Below are 24801 nucleotides of genomic sequence, written 5' to 3' on the forward strand. Positions count from 1 at the left end.
ATCGTCGCTTCGACGCCGAAGGGAGGCGACGAGGTGGTGGACGCCGCCGTGCAGGTCCTCGCGGACCTGCACGCCGAATCGCAAGCGCTCGACGACCTGGTGGGCCGGGACGGGCTCGACTGGGCCGCCCCGACCCCCGCCGCCGGTTGGACGGTGGCGCACCAGATCGGCCATCTGGCCTGGACGGACGGAAAGGCGCTGGTCTCCGTCCGGGCGCCGCAGGAGTTCGGCGAGGAACTGCGGCACGCCCTCGCGGGCGGCGCGGACTACGTCGACGCCGCCGCGTGCGAGCAGGCCCGCAAGCCCGCCGCGCAGCTGCTGGCCGAGTGGCGTACGGGACGCGCGGCGCTCGCCGACGCCCTGGCGAAGGCCGAGCCGCGCGCCAAGTTCCCGTGGTACGGACCGCCGATGAGCGTCGCGTCGATGGCCACCGCCCGGCTGATGGAGACCTGGGCGCACGGGCTCGACGTCCGCGAAGCGTTCGGACTGGCCCCCGAGCCCAGCGAGCGGCTGCGCCACATCGCCCGGCTCGGGGTCCGCACCCGGGACTTCGCCTTCGGCGTGCACGGACTGACGCCGCCCGCCGCCGAGTTCCGCGTCGAGCTGCGCGGGCCCGCCGGCGAGCTCTGGGCCTTCGGCCCCGAGGATGCCGAGCAGCGGGTGAGCGGGGACGCCCTCGAGTTCTGCCTCGTCGTCACCCAGCGCCGCGACCGCGGCGACACCTCCCTGCTCGCCGTCGGCCCGGACGCCGACGCCTGGCTGCGCATCGCCCAGGCCTTCGCCGGACCTCCCGGCAGGGGGCGCGGGGACGACGCGACCACGACGCCCGGGAAGACGGCGTGAACGAGCCGCCCGAGCGCGCGCAACTGCGGGACACCGTCCGGCGCTTCGTGAAGTCGGAGGTGCTGCCCCGGCTCGACGGCTGGGAGCGGGCGGGTGAGCTTCCGCGCGAACTGCACCGCGCCGCGGCCGCGTTGGGTCTGCTCGGCGTCGCCCTGCCGGTCGCGGTCGGCGGCGGGGGAGGCGACCTGATGGACGCGCTCGCCGTCACCGAGGAGATCCTGCACGCGGGCGGCTCCGGCGGCCTGGTCGCCTCGCTGCTGACGGGCGGCATCGCCCTCCCGCATCTCGTCGCCGCGGGCGATCCGGGGCAGCTGGACCGCTTCGTGCGCCCCGTCGTCGCGGGCGAGTCGATCGGCGCGCTCGGCATCACCGAACCCGACGCGGGCTCGGACGTGGCCGCGATCCGCACCACCGCCCGCCGGGACGGCGACCACTACGTCGTCAACGGCGCCAAGACCTTCATCACCTCCGGCTGGCGCGCCGACTTCGTCACCACGGCCGTGCGCACCGGCGGCGCGGGGGCCCACGGCATCTCGCTGCTGGTCGTCGAACGCGGCACACCGGGCTTCACCGTCACCCGGCGGCTGGAGAAACTGGGCTGGCACTGCTCCGACACCGCCGAACTGTCGTTCACCGACGCGCGCGTACCGGCGGCGAACCTGGTCGGACCGGAGAACAGCGGATTCCTCCAGATCGCCACCCAGTTCGTCACCGAGCGGCTGGCGCTCGCCGCGCAGGCGCACGCGACCGCGCAGCGGGCGCTCGACCTGGCCGTCGACTGGGCGCGGCAGCGCCACACCTTCGGACGCCCGCTGATCTCGCGTCAGCTGGTCCAGCACACGCTGACGGAGATGGCCCGCCGGATCGACCTCGCCCGCGTCTACACCCATCACGTCGCCGCCCGGCACATCGCGGGCGAGGACGTCGTCACCGAGGCCTGCTTCGCCAAGAACACCGCGGTGGAGACCGCCGAGTGGGTCGTCCACGAGTCCCTGCAACTCCACGGCGGCATGGGCTACATGCGCGAGTCGGAGATCGAGCGGCACTACCGCGACGTGCGCATCCTGGCGATCGGTGGCGGCGCCGACGAGATCCTGACGGGGCTGGCCGCCCGTCGTCTCGGCTACAAAGCCTGAGACGGCGGCCCGGAGCATCGCCTAGCGTGTCCAGGAGATCGTCAAGGAAGCCTTGAGACTCCCGAGGAGGCGCCCGATGCTGCTGGCCACATCCAGGCTCACCCTGCGCCGGTTCCGCGAGGCGGACGCGCCCGAGCTCGCGGCCTACCGCTCCGATCCGGACGTCGCCCACTACCAGGGCTGGACCGCGCCGGTCACGGCCGAGGCCGCGCTGGCCTGGGTGCACGCCTTCGCCGCCGGCTCGCCGACGGAACCGGGCTGGTTCCAGTACGCGGTGGAACTGACGGCGGAGGGCCGCCTGATCGGGGACGTAGGCGTCCGCCTGCACGACAACCTCCGCCAGGCCGACATCGGCTACACCCTGGCCACGGCCTGGCAGGGCCACGGCTACGCCACGGAGGCGGTGCGCGCCGTCCTGGCCGACCTCTTCGAGACCCGCGGCCTCCACCGCGTCGCGGCGGAGTGCGACGCCCGCAACCTGCGTTCGGCCGCGCTCCTGGAACGTGTCGGCTTCACCCGCGAGGGCATGCGCCGCCAGGCCACCTGGATGAAGGGCGAGTGGACCGACGACCTGCTCTACGGCCTGCTGGCCGCCGACCGGCCGTAGGGCATGGCCCGGGGCGCGTGCGCGACCTGCGAAGAAGCGGCCCCGGACCGTTGCCCCGAGCTTCGGCATTCGTCTACGGTTGCCATGAGGTAGTGCGGATTCAGTTTCGCAGATGCCAGATCGGGACGAAAACGGTTGCCTGAGAGGCCTGGGCATGTCAGAAATCGCAGTCACGGACCGGACGCGCCATCGGCGCATGCGGGAGAACGGCAGCACCCGTAAGGAGGATCTGGACGCTGTGCTGGCGGCCGGCTTCGTCTGCCACCTGGGCGTGGTCGTCGACGGCGCCCCGATGGTCGTGCCCACCTGTTACGGCGCCACCGAGGACACGCTGTACTTCCACGGTTCCGTCGCCAGCCGCAGCCTGCGGCAGGACCCCGGCGCGGAGGTCTGCGTCACGGTCACCCACGTCGACGGTCTGAGCCTGGCCCGCTCGGTGTTCGAGCACGGGATCAACTACCGCTGCGTGATGATCTACGGCGCGCCGCGGCTGGTCGGGGACGACGAGAAGCTGGAGGGCCTGCGTGTGCTGACCGAGCAGTGCGCGCCCGGCCAGTGGGAGTACGCGCGGCAGCCGAACCGCAAGGAGCTGGCCGCCACCGCGCTGCTCGCGCTCGACCTCGCCGAGGCGTCCGTCAAGATCGCCGCAGGGCCGCCGGAGGACGGCGACAGCCCGGACGCCGAGCTGGGCCTGTGGGCGGGCAACGTGCCGGTCCGCCCGGTCTTCGGCGCCCCCGTTCCGGCCCCCGACCTGGCCGAGGGCATCGCCCTGCCCGCGCACATCGCGGCGCTGCAGACCCGCTGACGCCTCCGTCGCGTCAACATCGGACCCCCCGGCGTCAGGAACGCGTCAGGACCGGCTCTCGGCCTGTGAGCAGCGGGAACGACCGGATTAGCGTCGAAGGCGCACCGGTTCCGCGGCATCCGCCGCAGCGGACCGGTGGTTGACGACTGGTCACGCTCACGCGCGTCGGAAGGATGCCGCAGATGACTCGCCACCTGGACGGGGACGACCCGGAGCCCGCAGAGCGCGTTCCGGCCGGACTGTTGCTGGTCCCGGTCCGGTCGGGCCCCGCGGGGGAGGTGCTGCGCCTGTTCCGCACGCCGCTGGGCGCGCGCACGGCGGTCGGCTTCACCAGCAGGCGGCTGCTCGTCGGCGTGCTCGGTCCCGAGCAGGCCGCCGTGGAGCTCGCGGAGGCCGCGCTCCGTGCGATGGCCGACGCCCTCGGCGTCACCTCGCTCACCGTGGACCCGCAGCTGGCCGCCACTCCCGCAGCGGCGCTGCACGGCCCCGACAGCTGGCACCCGTGGCGGGCGCACGGCGCGCCGGCCGCCGGGCCCGTCGCGGCCGGTACGGGACGCTGAGGAGGAGAGCGCGATGACGACCACGCTGCTTCGCCCGCGTCTCCCCGAGGCGGGCGCGCCCTGGCTCCCGGTCTGGCCCGCTTCCACGCGGCCCGCTCCGGACGGCGGCCTGACCGTGGGCGGAGTCTCCCTCGCCGAGGCCGCCGAGCGTTTCGGCACCCCCGTCTACCTCGTCGACGAGGACGAGGTGCGAGCGCGCTGCCGGCTCTACCGGGAGGCCTTCCCGGAGGCGGAGATCCACTACGCCGCGAAGGCGTTCCTGTGCCGGGCCATGGCGCACTGGGTCGAGGAGGAGGGCCTGGGGCTCGACGTCTGCTCGCGCGGCGAACTGGAGCTCGCGGTCACCACCGGGTTCCCCGCCGAGCACATGGTGCTGCACGGCAACGCCAAGAGCCCGGACGAACTGGAGGCCGCGCTGCGGCTCGGCGTCGGGCGCATCGTGATCGACTCCACTACGGAGATCGCCCGGATCGCGGCGCTGGTGCCGCACGGGGCGCGGCAGCGGGTGCTGCTGCGGATCGCGCCCGGCATCGCCGCCGGCGCGCATCCGGCGGTGCGCACCGGCACCGCGGACCAGAAGTTCGGCCTCTCCAGCACCGACGGCACCGCGCAGCTGGCGATCGCCCGGGTGCTGGAGCAGCCCCGGCTGGAGCTGGCCGGTCTGCACTGCCACCTCGGCTCGCAGATCGACAGCGCCAAGCCGTACCTGCAGGCCGTGCGGCGCATGGTCGCGCTGATGCACGTGACCCGGCAGACCCACGGCGTGGTCCTGCCCGAGCTGGACCTCGGCGGCGGCCACGCCATCGCCTACCGGCCCGGCGAGGACGGCCTGGACGTGCGCGCGCTCGCCACCCGCGTCCGCGCCGAACTGCGGTCCGCCTGCGCGACGGTGGACCTGCCGGAGCCCAGGCTGCTGATCGAGCCCGGCCGGGCGATCGCGGGCCCGGCCGGGGTCGCGGTCTACCGGGTCCTGACGGTCAAGCACAGCGGCCGGCACACCTTCGTCGCCTTCGACGGCGGCATGAGCGACAATCCGCGCCCAGCCCTCTACGGCGTGCGCTACGCCCCGCGCCTGGTCGGTCGAGCCGCGAGCGCGGAGCTGCGCCCGGTCGACGTCGTCGGCCGCCACTGCGAGGCCGGGGACGTACTCGCCTCCGGTGTCGAACTCCCCGCCGACATCCGCCCCGGCGACCTGCTCGCCGTCCCGGCGTCGGGCGCGTACCACGTGTCGATGGCGTCGGGCTACAACCTCGTCGGCCGTCCGCCGGTGGTGGCCGTGACGGGCGGAACGGCGAGGCTGCTGGTCCGTCGTGAGTCGCTGGCGGACGTCCGGAGCCGCGACGTGGGGCTGTGAACGAACAGCGCCGTCACCTGAGATGGCATGGCGCGTACATCTTCCTAACGCGAGGGTAACTAACTTATCGTCAGCTGACGATCCCTCTGCCAGGAAGGCGTACCACCATGCGTCGACTCACTCCGTGGCTGAGAGCGGTGGCGGGCGCCGCCGCTCTCGTCACAGTGACCAGCCTCGCGCTGCCGGCCGCCGCCGCTCCGCCACGCGCCGCCGCGGCGGTACAGGACTACTGCGGTGGCCAGTGCAACGACATCCTGCCGCCGGGGGAGAACGGCAACGCCACCCTCGCCGACATCCTCGGAAACAAGGTCTTCGGCACCCGACCGGCTCACACCGCCGACCAACTCGGGCCGTACAGCTCGCTCGTGGACGGCTACACCGGGCTGACCGACTCCTCGCTCGCCGGCTACTTCGACAACTCCTCGTTCGGAGTCCCCGCCGGTCAAGTGGAGAGCAGCATCAGCCCGCGCAGCGACGTCACCATCGTGCGCGACAAGGCGACCGGTACCCCGCACATCACCGGGACGACCCGCTACGGCACCGAGTTCGGCGCCGGATACGCCGCCGCGCAGGACCGGCTCTGGGTGATGGACCTGTTCCGGCACGTCGGGCGCGGCGAGCTGAGCAGCTTCGCGGGCGGCGCCGCCGCCAACCGCCAGCTGGAGCAGAGCTTCTGGCAGGCCGCCCCCTACACCGAGGCGGAACTGCAGCAGCAGATCGACTCCGTGGCCAACGAGGGCCCGCGCGGGCAGCAGGCGCTCGCCGACGCCCAGGCGTACATCGACGGCATCAACGCCTACATCACCTCGGCGTACAACTCCCGTACGTTCCCCGGGGAGTACGACCTGACGGGGCAGATCAACGCGATCACCAACGCCGGCTCGATCCAGCCGTTCAAGCTGACCGACCTCGTCGCGCTGTCCTCCGTCATCGGCGCGCTGTTCGGCAGCGGCGGCGGCAACCAGGTGCAGTCGGCGCTCGTCAAGGAAGCCGCCGACGCCAAGTACGGGACCACGCTGGGCGACCAGGTGTGGAACTCGTTCCGCGAGAGCGAGGCCCAGAGCGCGGTGACCACCGTGCACGACGGCCAGAGCTTCTCCTACGGGCAGGACCCGGCCTCGCCGCAGGGCCTCGCCATGCCCGACCCGGGCTCGCTCACCCAGCAGCAGCTGATCTTCGACCCGACCGGCTCGGCGGCGTCCGCCACGACGGCCGCCGCCCGCACGGCGAAGACGGCGACCCGCACCACCGACGCGGCCGTGGCCAAGAAGGCCCCGGCCAAACTCCGGCCGCTGGTCGGCGTGTTCGACAAAGGCGTGCTGCCGGGCAACCTGCTGACCGCCAAGCACGGCATGTCCAACGCCCTGGTCGTCTCCGGCAAGTACACCGACGACGGCCACCCCGTCGCCGTCTTCGGCCCGCAGACCGGCTACTTCGCCCCGCAGCTGCTGATGCTGGAGGAGATCCAGGGGCCGGGCATCAGCGCGCGGGGCGCGGCCTTCGCGGGCCTGAGCTTCTACGTCGAGCTCGGTCGCGGCCCGGACTACTCCTGGAGCGCCACCAGCGCCGGCCAGGACATCGACGACGTCTACGCTGTCAAGCTGTGCAACACCGACGGCAGCACGGCGACCAAGGACTCCATGGCGTACCTGCTGGACGGCGTCTGCACGCCGATGACGGCGCTGGAGCGCGACGACTCCTGGAGCCCGACGACGGCCGACAGCACACCCGCCGGCTCCTACAAGCTGATCATGTACCGCACCGCGTACGGACTGGTGACCGCGCGGGCCACGGTCGGCGGCCTGCCCGTCGCCTACACCTCGCTGCGCTCGACGTACATGCACGAGGCCGACTCGATCATCGGCTTCCAGATGCTGAACGACCCGACCGCGGTGAACTCGCCGCAGACCTTCCAGCAGGCCGCGCAGCACATCGACCTGACCTTCAACTGGTTCTACGTCGACGACGCGCACACCGCGTACTACAACTCCGGCCGCAACCCGGTGCGCCCGGCCGACGTCGCGGCCGACCTGCCCGAGTGGGCCGACCCGGCGTACGCCTGGCAGAACTGGAACCCGACCACCTGGACCGCCGACTACACCCCGCCGGCCCAGCACCCGCAGGGCGTCGACCAGGACTACTACGTCTCCTGGAACAACAAGCAGGCCCCCGGCTTCGCCTCGGCCAACTTCGGCGACGGCCCCGTGCACCGCGCCAACATGCTCGACAGCCGGGTCAAGGCGCTGGTCACGGCTGCCGCCTCGACCGGGCCGAAGGTGACGCGGGCGACGCTGGTGCAGGCGATGGAGTCGGCCGGCCTCACCGACCTGCGCGGTGAGGACGTGCTGCCGCAGCTGCTCGCCGTGATCAACAGCTCCCCGGTGACCGACCCGACCCAGGCGGCCCTGGTCAAGCAGCTCCAGGGCTGGCTCTCCGACGGCACCCAGCGCAGGGAGACCTCGGCCGGCAGCCACACCTACGCCGACGCGTCCGCGATCCAGACCTTCGACGCCTGGTGGCCGCTGCTCGTCCAGGGCGAGTTCCAGCCCGGCATGGGTTCGGACCTTTTCAACGCGATGGTCGGCGCGCTGCAGATCAACGAGTCCCCCTCCGGCGGCCAGACCGGTCCGAGCACCGGCCCGGTCGACGCGAACGAGTCCATCCCGCACAAGGGGTCCTCGTTCCAGTTCGGCTGGTGGTCCTACGTGAACCTGGACCTGCGGGCGGTGCTCGGCCAGCACCCGACCGACGCCCTGGCCCAGTCCTACTGCGGCGGCGGCAGCCTCTCCGCCTGCCGGCAGATCCTGCTCACCACCCTCCAGCAGGCCGCGGCGGAGACCGCCGCCCAGGTCTACCCGGCCGACGACACCTGCTCGGCGGGCGACCAGTGGTGCGCGGACTCCATCGTCCAGCGCGCACTGGGCGGGATCACCGACCCCAACAGCAACTGGCAGAACCGACCCACCTACCAGCAGGTCGTTCAGTACGTGTCGCACCGCTGAGTCAGTTGCACCCCCCCAGGGGCGCGAGGAACTGCGCGGGCAACCACGGTGTGCGGATGGCCCTGCTCGTTCGGGGACACACCACCGTGGGTGGCTTGTCGCGCAGTTCCTCGCGCCCCTTGCCGCTGCAGCACTGCGGCATAGCTCACGTCGGGCCGAGGGGCTGAGCTGTGCGGGCGGAAGATAGCATGAGGGGCGTCGCCCGGCTCGAATACCGCGAAAGATGAATTTGTGACTGTCAACGACGACGTGTTCACGGACTGGATGAACCGCGAGGAGATCGCGGAGTCGATGATTCCGATCATCGGCCGACTGCACCGGGAGAAGGACGTCAACGTCCTGCTGCACAGCCGCTCCCTGGTGAACAAGTCGGTGGTCAGCATCCTCAAGACCCACCGCTTCGCGCGCCAGATCGCCGGCGAGGAGCTCTCGGTCACCGAGACGATGCCCTTCCTCCAGGCGCTCACCACGCTCGACCTCGGCCCGTCCCAGATCGACCTCGGCATCCTGGCTGAGCAGTACAAGGCCGACGACCGCGGCCTCACGGTCGAGGCGTTCACCGCCGAGGCCGTCGAGGGTGCCACCGGCGCCAACAAGCTGGAGCGTCGCGAGGCCCGCGACGTCGTGCTGTACGGCTTCGGCCGCATCGGCCGCCTGCTGGCCCGTCTCCTGGTGGAGAAGGCCGGCTCCGGCAACGGTCTGCGCCTGCGGGCGATCGTGGTCCGCAAGGGTGCGGCCGACGACCTCGTCAAGCGCGCCTCCCTGCTGCGTCGCGACTCGATCCACGGCCAGTTCAACGGCTCGATCACGGTCGACGAGGCGAACAGCACCATCATCGCCAACGGCAACGAGATCAAGGTCATCTACTCGGACGACCCGGCCTCGGTCGACTACACGCAGTACGGCATCAACGACGCCATCCTGATCGACAACACCGGTCGCTGGCGTGACCGCGAGGGCCTGTCGAAGCACCTGCAGCCGGGCATCGCCAAGGTCGTGCTGACCGCGCCGGGCAAGGGCGACGTCCCGAACATCGTCCACGGCGTCAACCACGACACCATCAAGCCGGACGAGCAGATCATCTCCTGCGCCTCCTGCACCACGAACGCGATCGTCCCGCCGCTGAAGGCGATGGAGGACAAGTTCGGCGTGCTCCGCGGCCACGTGGAGACCGTCCACTCGTTCACCAACGACCAGAACCTGCTGGACAACTTCCACAAGGCCGAGCGTCGCGGTCGTTCCGCCCCGCTCAACATGGTGATCACCGAGACCGGCGCCGCCTCCGCCGTGGCGAAGGCCCTGCCGGACCTCAAGGCGAAGATCACCGGCAGCTCGATCCGCGTCCCCGTGCCGGACGTCTCGATCGCCATCCTCAACCTGCAGCTGGCCCAGGAGACCACCCGCGAGGAGGTCCTGGACTACCTGCGCGAGGTGTCGCTGACGTCGCCGCTGCGCCGCCAGATCGACTTCACGACGGCGCCCGACGCGGTCTCCATGGACTTCGTCGGCTCCCGCCACGCGTCGATCGTCGACGCCGGCGCCACCAAGGTCGAGGGCGACAACGCCATCCTCTACCTGTGGTACGACAACGAGTTCGGCTACTCCTGCCAGGTCGTCCGGGTCGTCCAGACGATCTCCGGTGTCGAGTACCCGACCTTCCCGGCCCCCGCGGTCTGATCGTCGCAGCGAACCGGCCCCGCTCCCTCCCCGAGGGTGCGGGGCCGGTCCCGTCTCACGCGAGCTGCGGGCTCTCCTCGACGTCGTCCACGCCCTGCTCGTCCAGGCTGTGCTCGTCCAGGAAGCCCCCGGACTGGTGCTGCCACAGCTTGGCGTAGGCGCCCTCCGCCGCCAGCAGCTGCTGGTGGCTGCCCTGCTCCAGGATGCGGCCGCGGTCCAGGACGACCAGGCGGTCCATCCCGGCCACGGTGCTCAGGCGGTGCGCGACCACCAGGGCCGTGCGGCCCTCCATCAGGCGCCACAGCGCCTCCTGGACCAGCACCTCGCTCTCCGAGTCCAGCGCGCTGGTCGCCTCGTCGAGCAGCAGGATCGGCGCGTCGCGCAGGATCGCGCGGGCGAGCGCGACCCGCTGGCGCTGGCCGCCGGAGAGCTTGACGCCGCGCTCGCCCACCATGGTTTCGAAGCCGTCCGGCAGGCCGTCCGCGAACTCGGTGACGTGCGCGGCCTCGGCCGCGCGGCGGATCTCCGCGTCGGTGGCCCCGGGCCGGGCGAAGGCGATGTTGTCCCGCAGGGTGCGGTGGAACATCGCCGGGTCCTGCGGCACGTAGGAGATCAGGCTGCGCAGGTCGGCCTGGCGCAGCCGGCTGATGTCCTGGCCGCCGACGAGGATCCGGCCGCCCTCGATGTCCGTCATCCGAAGCAGCAACCGGGTGAGCGTCGTCTTGCCGCCGCCCGACCGGCCGACCAGGCCGATCTTCTCGCCGCTGGCCACGCCCAGATCCAGGCCGTCGAAGAGCGGGGCGTCCGAGCCGCCGTGGGTGAAGACCACCCGGTCGAAGCGGACGCCCGCGTCGCGCGGACGCAGCGGCTCCGGCTCCGGCGCGTCGAGCACCGTCGGCGGGGACATCAGCAGCTCGGTGAACTGCGCGGCCTCCGTCATCGAGCTCTCCAGACGCCGGTAGATCTGGTTGAACTCGAACATGATCCGGGTGGCGTTGGAGTAGTAGGTGAAGGTGACCACGACCGCCTCCACCCCGTTGCCCTGCCCGGCCAGCAGCACCGCGAGCAGCAGGCCTGCCGCGTTGGTGACCACCGACATCGGCGCGACGAGGGTGTCGATGCGGAGGTTGCCGTAGTCCCAGGAGCGCACCGAGCGCCGCCTGGACTCCGCGACCCGGGAGCGGTGCTCGGCCGCCTCGCGGTCCTCGGCGGCGAAGGCGCGGACGGTGTCCATGTTCATCAGGCTGTCGGCAACGTGGCCGGACACCCTGGCGATCGCCGCCTCGCGCGCGTTCACCAGCTCCTGGCGACGCCGGATCAGCGGCGCCACGATCAGCGCCGTCACCGCGATCATGCTCACCAGCACCACGACCAGCCACGGCTGGTACGTCCACAGCACCACCGAGCCGAAGACCAGCGGCACCAGGCTGCCGACCACGTTGAAGGTGAGCGTGTCGACGAAGTCCTCGAAGCGGGAGGCGAAGCTCAGCACCCGTTTGGTCAGCGAGCCGGCGAAGTTGTCGTGGAAGAACGCCGCGTCCTTGGCGAACAGCTCGTCCATCCCGATGACGTAGAGCTGTTCGATGCCGAGGCCGTCCACCCGGTTGAGGCAGTGGATGCCGAGCCGCCAGAACGCCTCGGAGACCAGCAGCACTCCGGCGAAGCCGAGCACGTACGGCAGGAGCGCCGCGGTGTTCAGCCCCTTGCCGGGGTTGTCGGCGATCCGGGCGACGAGTTTGGCGACGATCAGCGGAGCGATGTAGGAGATCCCGATATTGCCCAGGGCGGGCGCGAGCATGGCGGGCAGTGTGATGCGTTTGAGCCGGATCATCTCCCGGCCGTAGTAACGAAGGGCGAGGAGGACCGCGCCGCGCTGCGGTCGTTCCTCGGATGTCTGGGGTGTGGGCATCCCATGTCCTCGAAGGGTGGTTTCGTCGGTACTGGGCGCGCACACGGCGAAGCCACGCTGCGTCGGGCCAGGGGATGGTGACGGAGCGTCCGTGCGCGTACGGAGGAGGGAGTCGGGTAGAGCAGTCTTCCGTGTGCCCGCCTACGGAGTCCACGCCTTTTTCCCCGGATGGGTGAGTTTGCGCCGTGATCAGCGCCTGGCTACCCACGCGAGCGCAGCTCGTCGAGCAGGCGTTCGGCGTCGCGATCCCGCCTCTCGTGCGGCTGCGTCCCGCCGGGGGTGACGGGGGGTCGGCGGCGTGCGCGGCGCGCGTTGCGCTCCAGGCCGAGGACGAGAAGGGCGATGACGAGCGCGAGAGTCAGAAGTCCCATGGCATGAATTCTTCGCTCGTCCAGATCCTGCCACCAGTGGCAGGGATGCCCCTGCCCATCGATATCCTGCCATGGGCGACGTACCATGGCCGCATGCTGCGCACCGTGGCCGTCGCCCTGATCGACGATTTCGCCCCCTTCGAGTTCGGCGTGCTGGCCGAGGTCTTCGGCATCGACCGCACCGAGGACGGGGTGCCGCCCTTCGACTTCCGGGTCTGCTCGCCCCGACCCGGCACCGCCGTCCGCACCACGGTCGGCACCGGCATGACCACCGAGTACGGCTTCGACGCGCTGCTCGAAGCGGACCTCGTCGGCGTCCCGGCCTACCAGATCCGGGGCGTCTACCCGGTCGAGCTGGTGGAGGCGCTGCGCGCCGCCCACGAGCGGGGCGCGCAGCTGCTGACCGTCTGCAGCGGCGCGTTCGCGCTCGGCGCGGCGGGCCTGCTGGACGGCCGCCCCTGCACCACGCACTGGCGTCACGCCGAGGAGTTCGCCGCCCGCTTTCCGCTGGCCCGCCTGGACCCGGACGTGCTCTACGTCGACGACGGCGACATCATCACCAGTGCCGGCACCGCGGCCGGCATCGACGCCGCGTTGCACCTGGTCCGCCGGGAGCTCGGCTCCGAGGCCGCCACCGCGATCGCCCGCCGCATGGTCGTGCCGCCCCAACGCGACGGCGGCCAGCGACAGTTCATCGTCCAGCCGGTGCCCGAGTTCTGCGCGGACAGCCTGGACCCGCTGCTCGCCTGGCTCTCCGAGCGGCTGGACCGCGAGCACAGCGTCGCCGACCTGGCCCGCCAGGCCCACATGTCCGAGCGCACCTTCGCCCGCCGCTTCGTCGCCGAGACCGGCACCACCCCGCACCGCTGGCTCTCCGCCCAGCGCATCCTGCACGCCCGTCGGTTGCTGGAGCAGACCCCGATGGGCATCGAGGAGATCGCCCGGGCCAGTGGCTTCGCCACCGCGGCGATGCTGCGCCACCACTTCCGCCGCGCGGTCGGCGTCGCCCCGGCCGACTACCGCAGGAGCTTCGCCCAGGCGCGGTGACCCGTCGTCACCGGAGGGCGGCCGATGTCCGGCCGCCGCCTGCTCCGCCTCTGCGACGGTGGACGGGCGCCGGCGTGGCGGCGCCGCGGTGACGGCGATGGCGGTCGGCAGCAGGCCCACACGGACCTCGAGGGCATCCGCGAAGCGACCCTTCTCCGGTGTGCGTCAGTCGTGGACGACGCCGTGCACGGCGGCCAGCAGAGCCGTGCGGTGTTCGCGCAGCCGGTCCGGTGAGAGGGGAGGAACCGCGCTCACCGCGCGCAGGGCGGGTGGGGCGGAGGGCCAACTGTCGGTCATCCGGAGGACGATGGCGAACAGGTCGAGCGCGGGGAGGTCCGCGCGGACGCGGCCCGCGCGCTGTGCGGCGTCGACGGCGTCGACGCGGGAGCGGAAGTTCGCGATCTCCGCGTCCGTGGCCTCGAGCTGCTCGACCGCGCGCCAGGCGGCGATCCGGCCGGCCTGCGGGTTGGCCAGCACGTAGTCGAAGCGCGCGGCGGCGAAGGCGACCAGGTCCCCGTCGTCCATCGGCGCGGCGCGGAACACCGCCTGCGCCTGGTCGGCCACGACCGCGTCGAACAGCGCCTGCTTGTCGCCGAAGTAGACGTACAGCAGGCGCTTGTTCGCACCCGCCCGCTCCGCGATCCGGTCGATGCGGGCGCCGGCGAAGCCGTGTTCGGCGAACTCCTCCGTGGCGGCGCGCAGCAGCAGCGCCTTCGTCGCCTCCGCGTCGCGCGGACGGGGGCTGCGCGACGGCGCGGGCGCGGCGGGCGGCGTGGGGGAGTCGGACATGGCCTGCACCCTACCCAAGGCGTTCGGGGCCCGGTGGCTCACCAGGACAGCGGGCCGTTGCTGTCGCGGAAGGTGCCGGTCGGCCCGTCCGGGCCGATCAGGGCCATCCGGACGATGATCTCCGCGCCTTCCTCGACGGTCTGGGTGCCGGTGTTGTGGTTGAGGTCGGTGCGCGTGTAGCCGGGCTCGACGGCGTTGATCCGGATGTCGGGGAAGGCCTTGGCGAACTGCACGGTGACCATGTTGACCGCCGCCTTGGAGGCCGGGTAGGCGACGCCGGGGTAGAAGGCGGTGGGGTGCGTCGGGTCCGCGAGCGCGGAGGTGCGCGACAGGCCGCTGCTGATGTTCACCATGACCGGCGCGGCCGAGCGCCGGAGCAGCGGCAGGAACGCGTGGGTGACCTGGACCAGGCCGAAGACGTTGGTCTCGAACAGCGCCCGCATCGACTCCGCGGTCACGTCCGCCGCGCCGACGATGCCGCCGTCGGGCAGGCGTCCCTCCACGCCGGCGTTGTTGACCAGTACATCGAGGCCGCCCGCGGCCTCGATCGTTTTGGCGGCAGCCGTCACGGACTGTGCGTCGGTGACGTCCAGTTGCACGAACCGGGCGCCGAGTTCCTCGGCCGCCCGTCGTCCGCGCTCGGCGTCGCGGGCGCCGACGTAGACGGTGTGGCCCTCGGCGAGGAGGCGGCGTGCCGTCTCCCGGCCCAGGCCCTTGTTGGCTCCGGTGATGAGGGTGGTCGTCATGGTTCTCACGTCCTGGGGTGCGCGCTTGTATCTAACTGGATAGTTACAACAGTACGCCGGACCGGGCACAAGTCAACAACTGGTTACTTGGCGAGACTCGCCTCGATGCGTTCCAGTACGACGCGCAGTGCGGCCACGTCGTCCTTGTCGGCGAACTGGTCGCCCAGGCGCAGCCGGACCAGGACCGAGCCGCTCGGCTCCAGCTGCACGAGCTCCGTCTCCTCGATGCCGTCCCCGCCCTGGGTGTGCACGGCCAGTGCCACGTCGCCGCGCGAGATCCCCTGTCGGCGCATCGCCGGCAGGTTCAGCACGCCGTCCTCGGCCAGCACCGTGGGGGAACCTTCCAGCAGCCGGGCGAACCACGGCCAGCGCGCGCCCTGTCGCACCAGCACCGCGTCCGTCAGCAGCAGCACCGCCGCGCCGAACAGGCCGCCGCTGACGGAGTTGTCGTTGCCGATGACGGCGTTCTGGACGACGTTGGACAGCAGCAGCATCACCACCAGGTCGAAGGTGTTGAGCTGCGCGAGCCCGCGCTTGCCGACGATGCGGAGCATGATCAGCAGGGCCAGGTAGACGATGATCGTGCGCGCGGCCTTCTCGCCGTAGGAGATGCCCGCGATGAACATGTCGTTCCACATCCCGGCCACTGTAGGGATCACACCACAGGGGTCGCACTAGGCCACGCCGCGCACCCGCCGGACCAGGACGCCGCCGAGGACGGTCACCACGGCGGTCGCGAGGTAGAGCCCGGTGTAGCCGCCGAGGTGGGCGATGACGGGCGCGGCGACGGCCGGGGCGAGGACCTGGGGGCCGGAGTTGGCGATGTTGATGACGCCCAGGTCCTTGGCGCGGTCGCGCGCCTCCGGGAGCACCTGGGTGACCAGGGCCTGGTCGACGGCGAGGTAGACGCCGTAGCCGGCGCCGAGGACGGCGGCGGCCGCGAGCGCGGCGGGCCAGGCGTGCAGCAGCGCCAGCAGCAGCGCGGCGGCGGCCATGATCAGTGAGCACAGCACGACGAAGCCCTTGCGCCGTCCGACCCGGTCGGACAGTGCGCCGACGGGGATCGCGGTGAGCGCGGCGAAGATCGTGTAGACCACGGTGAGGATCAGCACGCCGGTGCCCGGATCGCCGTAGTGGACGGCGTCGGAGAGGAAGTAGAAGAGGTAGAGCGTGCCGAGCGCATTGCCGAGGTTGATCAGGAACCGGGTGAGCCAGGCCCAGCCGAAGTCGGGGTGTTGCCGGGGGCTGACCCAGAACGAGCGGGCGAAGGCGCGCGCGTCGAAGGCGGGTCGCAGGGCGCGCGGCAGCGCGGGCTCGCTGCGGCGCAGCACGAACGGGAGCGCGAGCACGACGGTGACCACGGCCAGGGTGCCGTAGCCGGACCAGACGCCGGTGACCAGCAGGGTGGTGATCAGGGCGCCGAGGACCAGGCCGAAGGACTGCATGATGCCGGTCCAGCCGGAGACCTGGGCGCGCTGGGCGAGCGGCACCCGGTCGGCGATCGGGGTGGTGACCCCGGCCAGCATCGCGTTGAGCCCGGCCTGCCCCACGCACCAGCCGACGGCCACCCCTGCCACGGTGTGCTGGGCGGCGGTGAGTGCCAGTCCCGCCGCCCCTGCCAGCGCACCGCCGAGAATCCAGGGGCGGCGACGGCCGAAACGGCTCGTGGTCCGGTCCGACAGCGCACCCGCAAGCGGGTTGGCCAGCACGGCGACCAGCGCGCCGAGCCCGGTGACCAGCGACAGCGCGGCGCTCTTGTGGTGCGGGTCGATGTGCTCCAGTTGCACCGGCAGGAGAATCTGAATCGGTGTCATGAACGCCATGAACACGGCGAGCGTGGCCAGCGAGAGGTCCGCCGTCCAGCCGGACCGGACCGGCACGGTGGGTTCGGTGAGGACGGCTTCGCCGTCTCTGGCGTCCTCCTGGTCGTCCTGGACGGCCTGGCGCATGAAGGCTCCTTCGTACCTGGGGGCCTGGTGGTGCCTGGTGGGGGAGCGCCGAAGATCCGGCGACTACGACTGCCGCTTCGGGGACTTCTGGGAGGCGATCAGGGCGCGGTACCACTCGAAGCTCGCCCGCGGGGTGCGGGCCTGGGTGGCGAAGTCGACCTCGACCAGGCCGAAGCGCTGGTGGTAGCCCTCCGCCCATTCGAAGTTGTCGAGCAGCGACCAGGTGAAGTAGCCGCGCACGTCGACTCCTTGGGCCCGGGCTTCGGCCACCGCCCGGATGTGCCCGGCGAGGTAGTCGACGCGGGCCGCGTCGTCCAGGCCGGCCGGTTCGCTGCAGCCGTTCTCGGTGATCCAGATAGGCGGCAGCGCCTCCCCGTAGCGGGCCCTGAGGCCCAACAGCAGTTCGGTGAGCCCGTCCGGGACCACCGGCCAGTCGAAGGCGGTGCGCCGGTAGGCCTGTTGGGGCTCGACGAGGTCGAAGGGAAGACCCGAGGACGGATCCGCGGAGGTGGCGATCCAGGACGGGTTGTAGTAGTTGATCCCCAGCCCGTCGAGCGGGGCGGAGATCACCTTCAGGTCCTCGTCGCGCACGATCCCGCCCCAGCCGGGGTCGGTCAGGCCGTAGGCCGAGAGGTCCGGGTAACGGCCGGTCAGCAGCGGGTCGTTGAAGAGCCGGTTGTGCAGCGTGTCGTAGGCGTCGGCCGCCAGGCGGTCGGCCACGGAGTCGGCGTCGGACCGGAGCCGCACCGGCGAGCAGTTGTTGGCGATCAGCACCTCGGCGCCGGCTCCGGCGGCAGCCCGGATGGCGGCCACCGCGAGCCCATGGCCCAGCAGTTGGTGGTGCGCGACGGGCACCGCGTCCAGCAGCAGCGCACGGCCCGGGGCGTGCACGCCGTATCCGTAGCCGAAGGACATGTGCACGAACGGCTCGTTGAGCGTGATCCAGCGCCGGACCCGGTCGCCGAGCCGCTCGGCGACGACGGCCGCGTACTCGCCGAACCGGTACGCGGTGTCCCGGGCGAGCCAGCCGCCCTCGTCCTCCAGGGCCTGCGGCAGGTCCCAGTGGAACAGCGTCGGCGTCGGCTCGATCCCCGCGGCCAGCAGGGCGTCGACCAGCCGGTCGTAGAAGTCGAGGCCGCGCGGCTCGACGCGGCCCGAGCCGCTCGGCAGGATGCGCGGCCAGGAGATCGAGAAGCGGTAGGCGTCCAGCCCGAGCCGCCGCATCAGCGCGACGTCCTCGTCGAAGCGGTGGTAGTGGTCGCAGGCCACCGCGCCGGTGTGGCCGTCGCGGACCGCGCCGGGCCGCCGCACGAAGGTGTCCCAGACCGACGGGCCCTTGCCGTCCTCCTCCGCCGCGCCCTCGATCTGGTAGGCCGCGGTCGAGGCGCCCCAGACGAAGTCGGCGGGGAACCGGGAGAGGGGGAGCGGAGTGGTCGGATCGCTGGGCCGGGTCGTCATGCGCACCGCTTTCCTACTAACGTGAGACTAACTCATGTTTGTCGCGTAGTCTGGGCTCCTTCCGACCGTGTGTCAATGGTGCGGCTCAGTCCTGTTCGAGCGCCTCGCGGATCCGCGCCGCCGTCGCGGCCGCCTCCTCCGGGCTCGCGTACCGGGTGCGCGGCCAGAAGAACCCGCGCAGGCCGTCCTTCGGATTGCGCGGCACGACGTGGACGTGCAGATGCGGCACCGACTGGCTGACCCGGCTGTTGGTCGCCACGAAGCTTCCCTTGGCCGCCATGCCCCGCTCGACCGCCGCCGTCAGGCGCCGCACCCGCTCGAAGTACGGCCCCACCTCCTCCGGCCGCAGGTCGGTCAGGGTGGGGACGTGCCGGCGCGGGACCACCAGGACGTGGCCGGGGAAGAGCGGCCGGTGGTCGAGGAAGGCGACCGCCTCGTCGTCCGCGAAGACCGTGGGCACCTCGACCTCGCCGGCCGCCACCGCGCAGAACAAGCACTCCATCCGCCGATTCAAGGCCGCCGCGCTCCGGCCCCCAAGCAGGCGCGCGGCGAAGCCTCCTGTCGGGTGCGGCTACCGGGCAGTAGTCTCCCGGGCATGGCTGACGACGCGCTGACCGACTTCACCCGCGAGCAGTTCACCCACGAGGGCCGTTCGCATCCGGTGCTGCGCTCCGGCAACGGACCGGCGGTGATCGTCATGGCGGAGCTCCCGGGTATCACCCCGAAGGTCGCCGCGTTCGCGCGCCGGGTCCGCGACCTCGGCTGCACCGTCGTCCTGCCCGACCTGTTCGGCGTCGCCGGACGCGATCCCGCGCCGCAGGGCCGCGGCCGGGCGGGCGCCGCCGTGGCGGGCCTGCGCGTCTTCGCGCAGGTCTGCGTCAGCCGCGAGTTCACCGTGTTCGCGGCCGGCCGCACCTCACCCGTCGTCACCTGGCTGCGCGCGCTGGCGGTCCGCGAGCACGAGCGCTGCGGCGGCCCCGGCGTCGGCGCGGTCGGCATGTGCTTCACGGGCGGCTACGCGCTGGCCATGGCCACCGACGACCGCCTGCTCGCGCCGGTGCTGGCGCAGCCGTCGCTGCCGATCGCGGTCACCGCGCGGCACCGCCGCTCGATCGACATCTCGCCCGGCGACCTGCGCACCGTCCAGCAGCGTTGCGCGGACGGCGGCCTGACCGTCCTCGGCGTGCGCTTCCGCGGCGACCGCCTCTCCCCGCCCGAACGGTTCGCGCTGCTGCGCGAGAAGCTGGGCGAGGCGTTCGTCGGCGTCGAACTCGACGACTCCGCGGCCAACCCGGACGGCCTGATGCCACCGCACTCGGTGCTCACCGAGCACCTCGTCGACGAACCGGGCCAACCCACCCGCGACGCCCTGGACCAGGTCCTGGCCCACTTCCGCACCCGCCTCCTCGCCGGAGACGCCGTACGTTGAGCGTCTGTCCCGCGCCGGGCCCACCGTGACGGCGCGGGACCTGGCGCATGGTCAGCCGATGCGGCCGATCCAGTGGGTGAGCGCGTCAGCAGCTGGGCGCGGGACGCGCCCGTCGACCGGCCGATGTTCGAGCACCCGCCGCTGCTGCCCTTCTGGCTCGGCCATCTCACCGAACCCGGCCGGCTGCGGGACGCCCTCGAAACCCACCGGGCGGAGGCCGAACGGCTCCGCGCCCGCGCGGCGGCCGACCTCGCCCGTGCGGCCGACCAGCCCGACTGGGCCTACCCGCTGTTGGCGCTCACGTGGTCCGAGCGCTACGACGCGGCCCAGCGCGACCTCGTGGCCGGCCTGCGGGCGGATCTGGACGCGGTGACCGAGCACGACGAAGACCCGCTGCCCTGAGGCCTGAGCCGCTCCGTGTGCGGGGAACCCCGGGGAACCCCCTGTCAGGGGGAGGGACGCAGCCGGTCAGGGGGGGCAAAGGTCCGCCGCTGCGGGGGCGCGGGCGATCCGCGGAATTCGAGAGGGTGTTCCACTGACGCGCGGCTCAAGCGAACCGCTCGAAGTGAGAGGAACCTCTGCATGGCCTTCTCCCGTAGGAAGACCCTGATCGCCGGCTCCGCCGCCGCCGCGATAGCCGCGGCCACCGCGGTGGCCCTGCCTGCGCTCGCCTCGGCGTCGACGGCCTCCGCCCCGGTGGCCGGCTCCGCCGCCCACGCCTACCGCCACGGCGTCTACCCCCGGGCGGGCGCGCAGCCGCACCTCTCGGCGGGCGCCGTCGCGGGCGACCAGGACGGCGGGGGCGGGCTGAACGGCCAGACCGGGCAGGGCAAGCCGGCCAACGAGACCAAGCCGCTGACCTACCACGGCGGCACCGGCGGCGTCGGGGTGACCACCGGGGCGCCGAAGGTCTACGTCATCTACTGGGGCTCCCAGTGGGGCAGCGCCGCCAAGGACGCCCACGGCTACACCACCCTCTCCCACGACACCGCCGGCATGGCGCCGCGCCAGCAGGCCTTCTTCAAGGGTCTCGGGACCAAGGGCGAGACCTGGTCCGGCGTGATGACCCAGTACTGCCAGGGCGTCAGGAGCGGTGCCACCAGCTGCCCGGCCGGCAGCGCCCACATCGGTTACCCGACCGGCGGCGCGCTCGCGGGCGTCTGGTACGACGGCTCGACGGCGGCCCCCGCGTCGGCGAGCGGCAACCAGCTCGCGCAGGAGGCCGTCAAGGCCGCGCAGCACTTCGGCAACGGGACGGCCGCCGCCAACCGCAACGTCCAGTACGTCATCACCTCGCCGACCGGCACGACCCCGGACGGGTTCAACACGCCCGGCGGCGACTTCTGCGCCTGGCACGACTTCACCGGCGACCCTTCGCTCGACGGCGGCGGTGCGGTGACCTCTCCGGTCGGGCCGGTCGCGTTCACGAACATGCCCTACCTCCCCGACGCGGGCCGCAGTTGCGGCGCGGGCGCGGTCAACAGCGGTGCGGCGGGCGCGCTGGACGGCGTCACCATCGTCGGCAGCCACGAGTACGCCGAGACGGTCACCGACCAGTTCCCGTACTCCGCGAACCCCAGCTCCCCGGTGCTGACCAGCGGTGGCTGGATCACCGACAACGACAGCACGGGCGGTGAGGACGGCGACAAGTGCGCGTGGGTCCACAGCGGCCCCGGCGCGGGTTTCGACCTCAGCCTGGCGACGGGTTCCTTCCCGGTCCAGACGACCTGGTCCAACGACGCCAACCACGGCGCGGGCGGCTGCCAGGCGTCGCACCCGATCGTCAGGAACACCGCCCCGCACAAGGTGACGATCGGTCACATCGCGAACCAGGTCGGCGTGGTGGGGCGTAGCGTGCGCCTGGCGGTGTCGGCGCACGACAGCGCGTCGACCTCCCACCTGACCTACGGGGCGAGCGGCCTCCCGGCGGGCCTGCGGATCGACGCCCGTACGGGCACGATCACGGGCCGCCCCACCCACCTGGGCACCTACCGCGTCACCGTCCTCGCCAAGGACGAGACCGGCGCGAGCGCCCGCACCACCTTCACCTGGGTCGTCCGCGACCACTGACAGAGAATGCCGAAGGCCGGTTCCTGGTGGGGAACCGGCCTTCGGGTCTGGTAGCGGGGACAGGATTTGAACCTGCGACCTCTGGGTTATGAGCCCAGCGAGCTACCGAGCTGCTCCACCCCGCGTCGGTGAAACCAGGTTAACAGAGGGTGGCGCGATTTCCCCAATCGCTTTTCGCGAGGGGCCTCAGGCCGTCCACGGGCAGGGCGCCGCCGCCGTGGTCAGGGCGTGGGTGCGGTCGGCGAAGTCGCGGATGTGGACGACGCGGTCGTCCTGGAGGCGGAAGACGCGGTAGAGCACGGCGGGGGCGCCCGAGCTCGGCTGCGGGTGGGAGAGCCGGAGCCCGAGGACGACGCTGCCCGGGTAGGCGAACTGTTCCTCGACGAGAGTGCGGACGCCGCGGTCGCGGCGTTCGCGGTACCAGGCGAGGGCTTCGGCGGAGCCGTGCGCGGTGGGGGTCGCCGGGTCGAGGGGCTCGAAGCGCACGTCGGGGTGGAGGAGCGCCGCGAGCGCGGCCGTGTCGCCGTCGTGGAGGGCGGTGCGGAGCCGGGCGGCGATCGTGGCGGGGTAGGTCCTCACGGGAAGCTCCTCGGGCTGGGGGCGTGCGGGTGGCGTCCGGCGGCGGATTCGGGCCGCCGCCGGACGCCGGTCTCAGGCGGCCTCGGCCCCGGTGGGGGTCGCGGCCGGCGTGCGTTCGGCGTCTGCCTGGCGGGGGAGGACGCGTTCGCGGTGGTGTTCCTCGGTGAGGTCGTGCAGGCGGGCGTGGAGCAGGTGCCGCAGCGTGATGACGCCGATGGGCCGGTGCGTGGCCGGATCGATCACCGGCGCACTGGTGAGGCCCGTCTCCGCGAAGCCGTAGGCGACCTGACGCAGCGTCTGGTCCTGGTGCACGACCAGCTCGCACGGGACGGTGGCCTCCCGCACGGTGCTCGGCGCCGTGTGCGGGGAGACGACGCCGGTGAGGCGGCGCAGTGTGGTGACGCCGACGAGGGTGCCGTCGAGGGTGTCGACGACCGGCAGCAGTGCGTCGTCCGGGCCGGACAGGGCCCGCAGTCGCTCGGGTGTGACGTCGTCGTGCTCGGTCAGGGGTTCGTCCTGGGTGAGCGGCAGCATGACCTCGCGGGCGAAGAAGGTCTCCAGCGGGTCCGTGGAGTACTCGCGGGTCAGATGCAGGCCGCGCCGCGCGATCTTCTCGGTGAGCACGGACCGCTTGAGCACCAGCGCGGAGAGCGCGTAGGCCGCCGTGGCGGCGACCACCAGCGGGAGCAGCATGCCCCAGGCGTGGGTGAGTTCGAGGGTGAACACGACGCCGGTCAACGGCGAGCGCATCACGCCGCGGACGACGGCCGCGAGGCCGAGGATGCCCCAGAAGCCGGGAATCGCGTGCGGGAAGAGCATGCCCTCCCACGCGCCCAGGGCGCCGCCGATCATGAAGACGGGCGCGAGCACGCCGCCGGAGGTGCCGGAGCCGAGCGACAGCGACCAGATCAGCGTCTTGACGGTGAGGATGCCGACGATCAGGCCGAGCGTGGCGCGGCCGGTCAGCAGCTGGTCGATCACGTCGTAGCCGACGCCGAGTGCACGCGGCTCGATCAGGCCGCCCAGGCCGATGACCAGGCCGCCGATCGCGGGCCACCACATCCAGTGGAACGGCAGCCGCCCGAAGGCGTCCTCGGCGCGATAGACCAGCCAGGTCGCGGCCACCGCAAGCGCCCCGCCGGTCAGGCCGACGACGACGGCGAGCCCGTCGAGGGTCGGGGTCAGGTGCAGCCCGGTGGCGTCGACCGGGAAGACGGGCGCGGTGCCGAGCAGGTAGCCGCGGCAGACCGTGGCCACGGCCACCGCCGCGACGACGGGCACGAAGCTGCGCGGGCGCCACTCGAAGAGCAGCAGCTCGACCGCGAGCAGGACGGCGGCCAGCGGCGAGTTGAAGGTCGCCGCCATGCCGGCGGCGGCGCCGGAGACGAGCAGCGTCTTGCGCTCGTTCGCGGTCAGGTGCAGCAGTTGGGCGAGGATCGAGCCGATCGCGCCGCCCGTCATGATGATCGGGCCCTCGGCGCCGAACGGGCCGCCGGTGCCGATGCTGATCGCGGCGGAGACCGGCTTGAGCACCGCGACCTTGGGCTGGACCCGGCTGCCGCCGGTGAGTATCGCCTCGATGGCCTCCGGCATACCGTGGCCGCGTATCTTCTCGGAACCGTAGCGGGCCATCACGCCGATCACCAGGCCGCCGACGACGGGTGCGCCGAGCACCAGCCACCAGGGGTGGTGCACCGCGCCGGGCGCGATCAGCGAGGTGTCGACGCGTTGGTAGAAGACGAGGTTGGTGACCAGCCCGATCAGCCGCAGCAGCGCGAGCGCGGCGAGCGCGCCGGCGCCGCCGACGACCAGCGCGAGGCCGGTGATGGCCAGCATCCGGGGCCGGACGGTGAAGTCGCCGAGGTGGACGTGTCTGGAGGCGTGCGCGGTACGCATGTTGCTCCGGTTCTGTTCTGTTCGGTTCGGGAGGCGCGGTGTGGACCGGCGCGGGGCGTCGTCGGCCCGACGCGTCACAGCGGGACGGGGCCGTGCAGGTCGGCCGCGTAGTCCTCGCCGACCACCTGGTGGAAGGCGTCCAGGCCGTCGGCGGTGGTGGCGCGGAGCACGGGGTGGATCCGCGAGAGGATCCGCGCGAGTTCCTGCTCCCGCCACTGCAGCACCTGCTCGACCAGGGTCTGCCCGAGCGGCGCGAGCTCCAGCGTCACGACGCTGCGGTGGTGCGGGTCCGACCCGCGCAGCACGTGGCCCGAGGCGACCAGCCGGTCCGCCAGCCGGGTGACCGACGACGCGCCGAGTCCGAGAGTCCGGGCCACGCTGGAGGAGGGGCAGCGCCCGAGGTCGTCGAGCGCGAGCAGCATCCGCATCTGGGGCAGGGATATGCCTCCGCCCGCCGCCTCCAGGCTGTGGAGTGCGACGCCGATCAGGTCGCGGGTCGCGCGCTGGAAGGCCTGGATCTCGTCCGCGCTCGGGGTCGCCTGCGGAGTTCGACTCGCTGGAATCGCCATGGCAG

23 protein-coding genes and 1 tRNA gene are annotated in these 24801 nt (G+C 72.3%); 12 read left to right on the forward strand and 12 right to left on the reverse strand.

Annotated elements, in window-relative coordinates:
- Positions 1–36: 36 nt before the first annotated feature.
- The 8 genes from TR49_RS20345 (at position 37) to TR49_RS20380 (ending at position 9984) form a co-directional block, all read left to right on the forward strand.
- Positions 37–843, forward strand: a complete 807-nt coding sequence (locus tag TR49_RS20345) for a TIGR03084 family metal-binding protein (protein ID WP_042383605.1) — start codon at positions 37–39, stop codon at positions 841–843.
- Complete coding sequence (locus tag TR49_RS20350) at positions 840–1979, forward strand: acyl-CoA dehydrogenase family protein (RefSeq protein ID WP_042383526.1); 1140 nt, start codon at positions 840–842, stop codon at positions 1977–1979. Before TR49_RS20345 ends, TR49_RS20350 begins: the two co-directional genes overlap by 4 nt.
- A gap of 76 nt (positions 1980–2055) precedes the next feature.
- On the forward strand, positions 2056–2586 hold the full coding sequence (locus tag TR49_RS20355; RefSeq protein ID WP_042383529.1) for a GNAT family N-acetyltransferase: 531 nt from the start codon (positions 2056–2058) through the stop codon (positions 2584–2586).
- 196 nt (positions 2587–2782) lie between these two features.
- Positions 2783–3391, forward strand: coding sequence for a pyridoxamine 5'-phosphate oxidase family protein (locus TR49_RS20360; RefSeq protein WP_236653457.1), 609 nt, complete (start codon positions 2783–2785; stop codon positions 3389–3391).
- A 182-nt stretch (positions 3392–3573) separates the two neighbouring features.
- A complete protein-coding gene (locus tag TR49_RS20365; RefSeq protein WP_063770138.1) occupies positions 3574–3951 on the forward strand; it encodes an SAV_915 family protein in 378 nt (125 codons plus the stop codon).
- Positions 3952–3964: 13 nt separating this feature from the next.
- Complete coding sequence (gene lysA, locus TR49_RS20370; RefSeq protein ID WP_042383532.1) at positions 3965–5305, forward strand: diaminopimelate decarboxylase; 1341 nt, start codon at positions 3965–3967, stop codon at positions 5303–5305.
- A 107-nt stretch (positions 5306–5412) separates the two neighbouring features.
- A complete protein-coding gene (locus TR49_RS20375; RefSeq protein WP_042383533.1) occupies positions 5413–8307 on the forward strand; it encodes a penicillin acylase family protein in 2895 nt (964 codons plus the stop codon).
- Between the two features lie 231 nt (positions 8308–8538).
- Positions 8539–9984, forward strand: a complete 1446-nt coding sequence (locus TR49_RS20380; RefSeq protein ID WP_042383534.1) for a glyceraldehyde-3-phosphate dehydrogenase — start codon at positions 8539–8541, stop codon at positions 9982–9984.
- 55 nt (positions 9985–10039) lie between these two features.
- Here TR49_RS20380 and TR49_RS20385 read toward each other — a convergent pair whose 3' ends face one another.
- On the reverse strand, positions 10040–11893 hold the full coding sequence (locus tag TR49_RS20385) for an ABC transporter ATP-binding protein (RefSeq protein WP_042383535.1): 1854 nt from the start codon (positions 11891–11893) through the stop codon (positions 10040–10042).
- Positions 11894–12093: 200 nt separating this feature from the next.
- On the reverse strand, positions 12094–12264 hold the full coding sequence (locus TR49_RS43955; protein WP_160311621.1) for a hypothetical protein: 171 nt from the start codon (positions 12262–12264) through the stop codon (positions 12094–12096).
- 93 nt (positions 12265–12357) lie between these two features.
- Between TR49_RS43955 and TR49_RS20390 the strand changes: the two genes are divergently transcribed.
- Positions 12358–13311: a GlxA family transcriptional regulator gene (locus TR49_RS20390; protein ID WP_042383536.1), complete on the forward strand. Its 954-nt coding sequence runs from the start codon at positions 12358–12360 to the stop codon at positions 13309–13311.
- A gap of 165 nt (positions 13312–13476) precedes the next feature.
- Here TR49_RS20390 and TR49_RS20395 read toward each other — a convergent pair whose 3' ends face one another.
- The 6 genes from TR49_RS20395 to TR49_RS20420 all read right to left on the reverse strand — a co-directional run bounded on the left by TR49_RS20395 (position 13477) and on the right by TR49_RS20420 (position 18755).
- Complete coding sequence (locus tag TR49_RS20395; RefSeq protein ID WP_042383537.1) at positions 13477–14100, reverse strand: TetR/AcrR family transcriptional regulator; 624 nt, start codon at positions 14098–14100, stop codon at positions 13477–13479.
- A gap of 38 nt (positions 14101–14138) precedes the next feature.
- Positions 14139–14846 carry an SDR family NAD(P)-dependent oxidoreductase gene (locus tag TR49_RS20400; protein ID WP_042383538.1) on the reverse strand — a complete coding sequence of 236 codons (708 nt, stop codon included), beginning with the start codon at positions 14844–14846 and terminating at the stop codon, positions 14139–14141.
- Between the two features lie 83 nt (positions 14847–14929).
- Complete coding sequence (locus tag TR49_RS20405) at positions 14930–15484, reverse strand: DUF421 domain-containing protein (RefSeq protein ID WP_042383539.1); 555 nt, start codon at positions 15482–15484, stop codon at positions 14930–14932.
- Positions 15485–15520: 36 nt separating this feature from the next.
- Positions 15521–16795 carry an MFS transporter gene (locus tag TR49_RS20410; RefSeq protein WP_042383540.1) on the reverse strand — a complete coding sequence of 425 codons (1275 nt, stop codon included), beginning with the start codon at positions 16793–16795 and terminating at the stop codon, positions 15521–15523.
- 63 nt (positions 16796–16858) lie between these two features.
- The gene (locus TR49_RS20415; protein ID WP_042383541.1) at positions 16859–18253 is read right to left on the reverse strand and encodes a GH1 family beta-glucosidase; all 1395 of its coding nucleotides are present in this window, start codon (positions 18251–18253) and stop codon (positions 16859–16861) included.
- An 85-nt stretch (positions 18254–18338) separates the two neighbouring features.
- A complete protein-coding gene (locus TR49_RS20420; RefSeq protein ID WP_042383542.1) occupies positions 18339–18755 on the reverse strand; it encodes an HIT family protein in 417 nt (138 codons plus the stop codon).
- A gap of 93 nt (positions 18756–18848) precedes the next feature.
- Between TR49_RS20420 and TR49_RS20425 the strand changes: the two genes are divergently transcribed.
- From TR49_RS20425 to TR49_RS20435, 3 genes are all read left to right on the forward strand, one after another.
- Positions 18849–19682, forward strand: coding sequence for a dienelactone hydrolase family protein (locus TR49_RS20425; RefSeq protein WP_042383543.1), 834 nt, complete (start codon positions 18849–18851; stop codon positions 19680–19682).
- A gap of 72 nt (positions 19683–19754) precedes the next feature.
- Positions 19755–20084, forward strand: coding sequence for a hypothetical protein (locus TR49_RS20430; RefSeq protein ID WP_052434469.1), 330 nt, complete (start codon positions 19755–19757; stop codon positions 20082–20084).
- A gap of 180 nt (positions 20085–20264) precedes the next feature.
- Positions 20265–21752 (forward strand): Ig domain-containing protein, encoded by a 1488-nt coding sequence (locus tag TR49_RS20435; protein WP_052434470.1) that lies wholly within the window; start codon positions 20265–20267, stop codon positions 21750–21752.
- Positions 21753–21800: 48 nt separating this feature from the next.
- On the opposite strand, the gene TR49_RS20440 is transcribed toward TR49_RS20435, so the two are convergent.
- The 4 genes from TR49_RS20440 to TR49_RS20455 all read right to left on the reverse strand — a co-directional run bounded on the left by TR49_RS20440 (position 21801) and on the right by TR49_RS20455 (position 24796).
- Positions 21801–21877 (reverse strand) — tRNA-Met (locus TR49_RS20440).
- Positions 21878–21938: 61 nt separating this feature from the next.
- Positions 21939–22331: a nuclear transport factor 2 family protein gene (locus TR49_RS20445; RefSeq protein WP_042383544.1), complete on the reverse strand. Its 393-nt coding sequence runs from the start codon at positions 22329–22331 to the stop codon at positions 21939–21941.
- Between the two features lie 72 nt (positions 22332–22403).
- Entirely contained in the window at positions 22404–24227 is a 1824-nt protein-coding gene (locus TR49_RS20450; protein WP_042383545.1) for a chloride channel protein, read from the reverse strand.
- Between the two features lie 74 nt (positions 24228–24301).
- Complete coding sequence (locus TR49_RS20455) at positions 24302–24796, reverse strand: MarR family winged helix-turn-helix transcriptional regulator (RefSeq protein WP_042383546.1); 495 nt, start codon at positions 24794–24796, stop codon at positions 24302–24304.
- Positions 24797–24801: the final 5 nt, after the last annotated feature.

The sequence above is a fragment of the Streptacidiphilus melanogenes genome, from assembly GCF_000787835.1.
Lineage (GTDB): Bacteria > Actinomycetota > Actinomycetes > Streptomycetales > Streptomycetaceae > Streptacidiphilus > Streptacidiphilus melanogenes.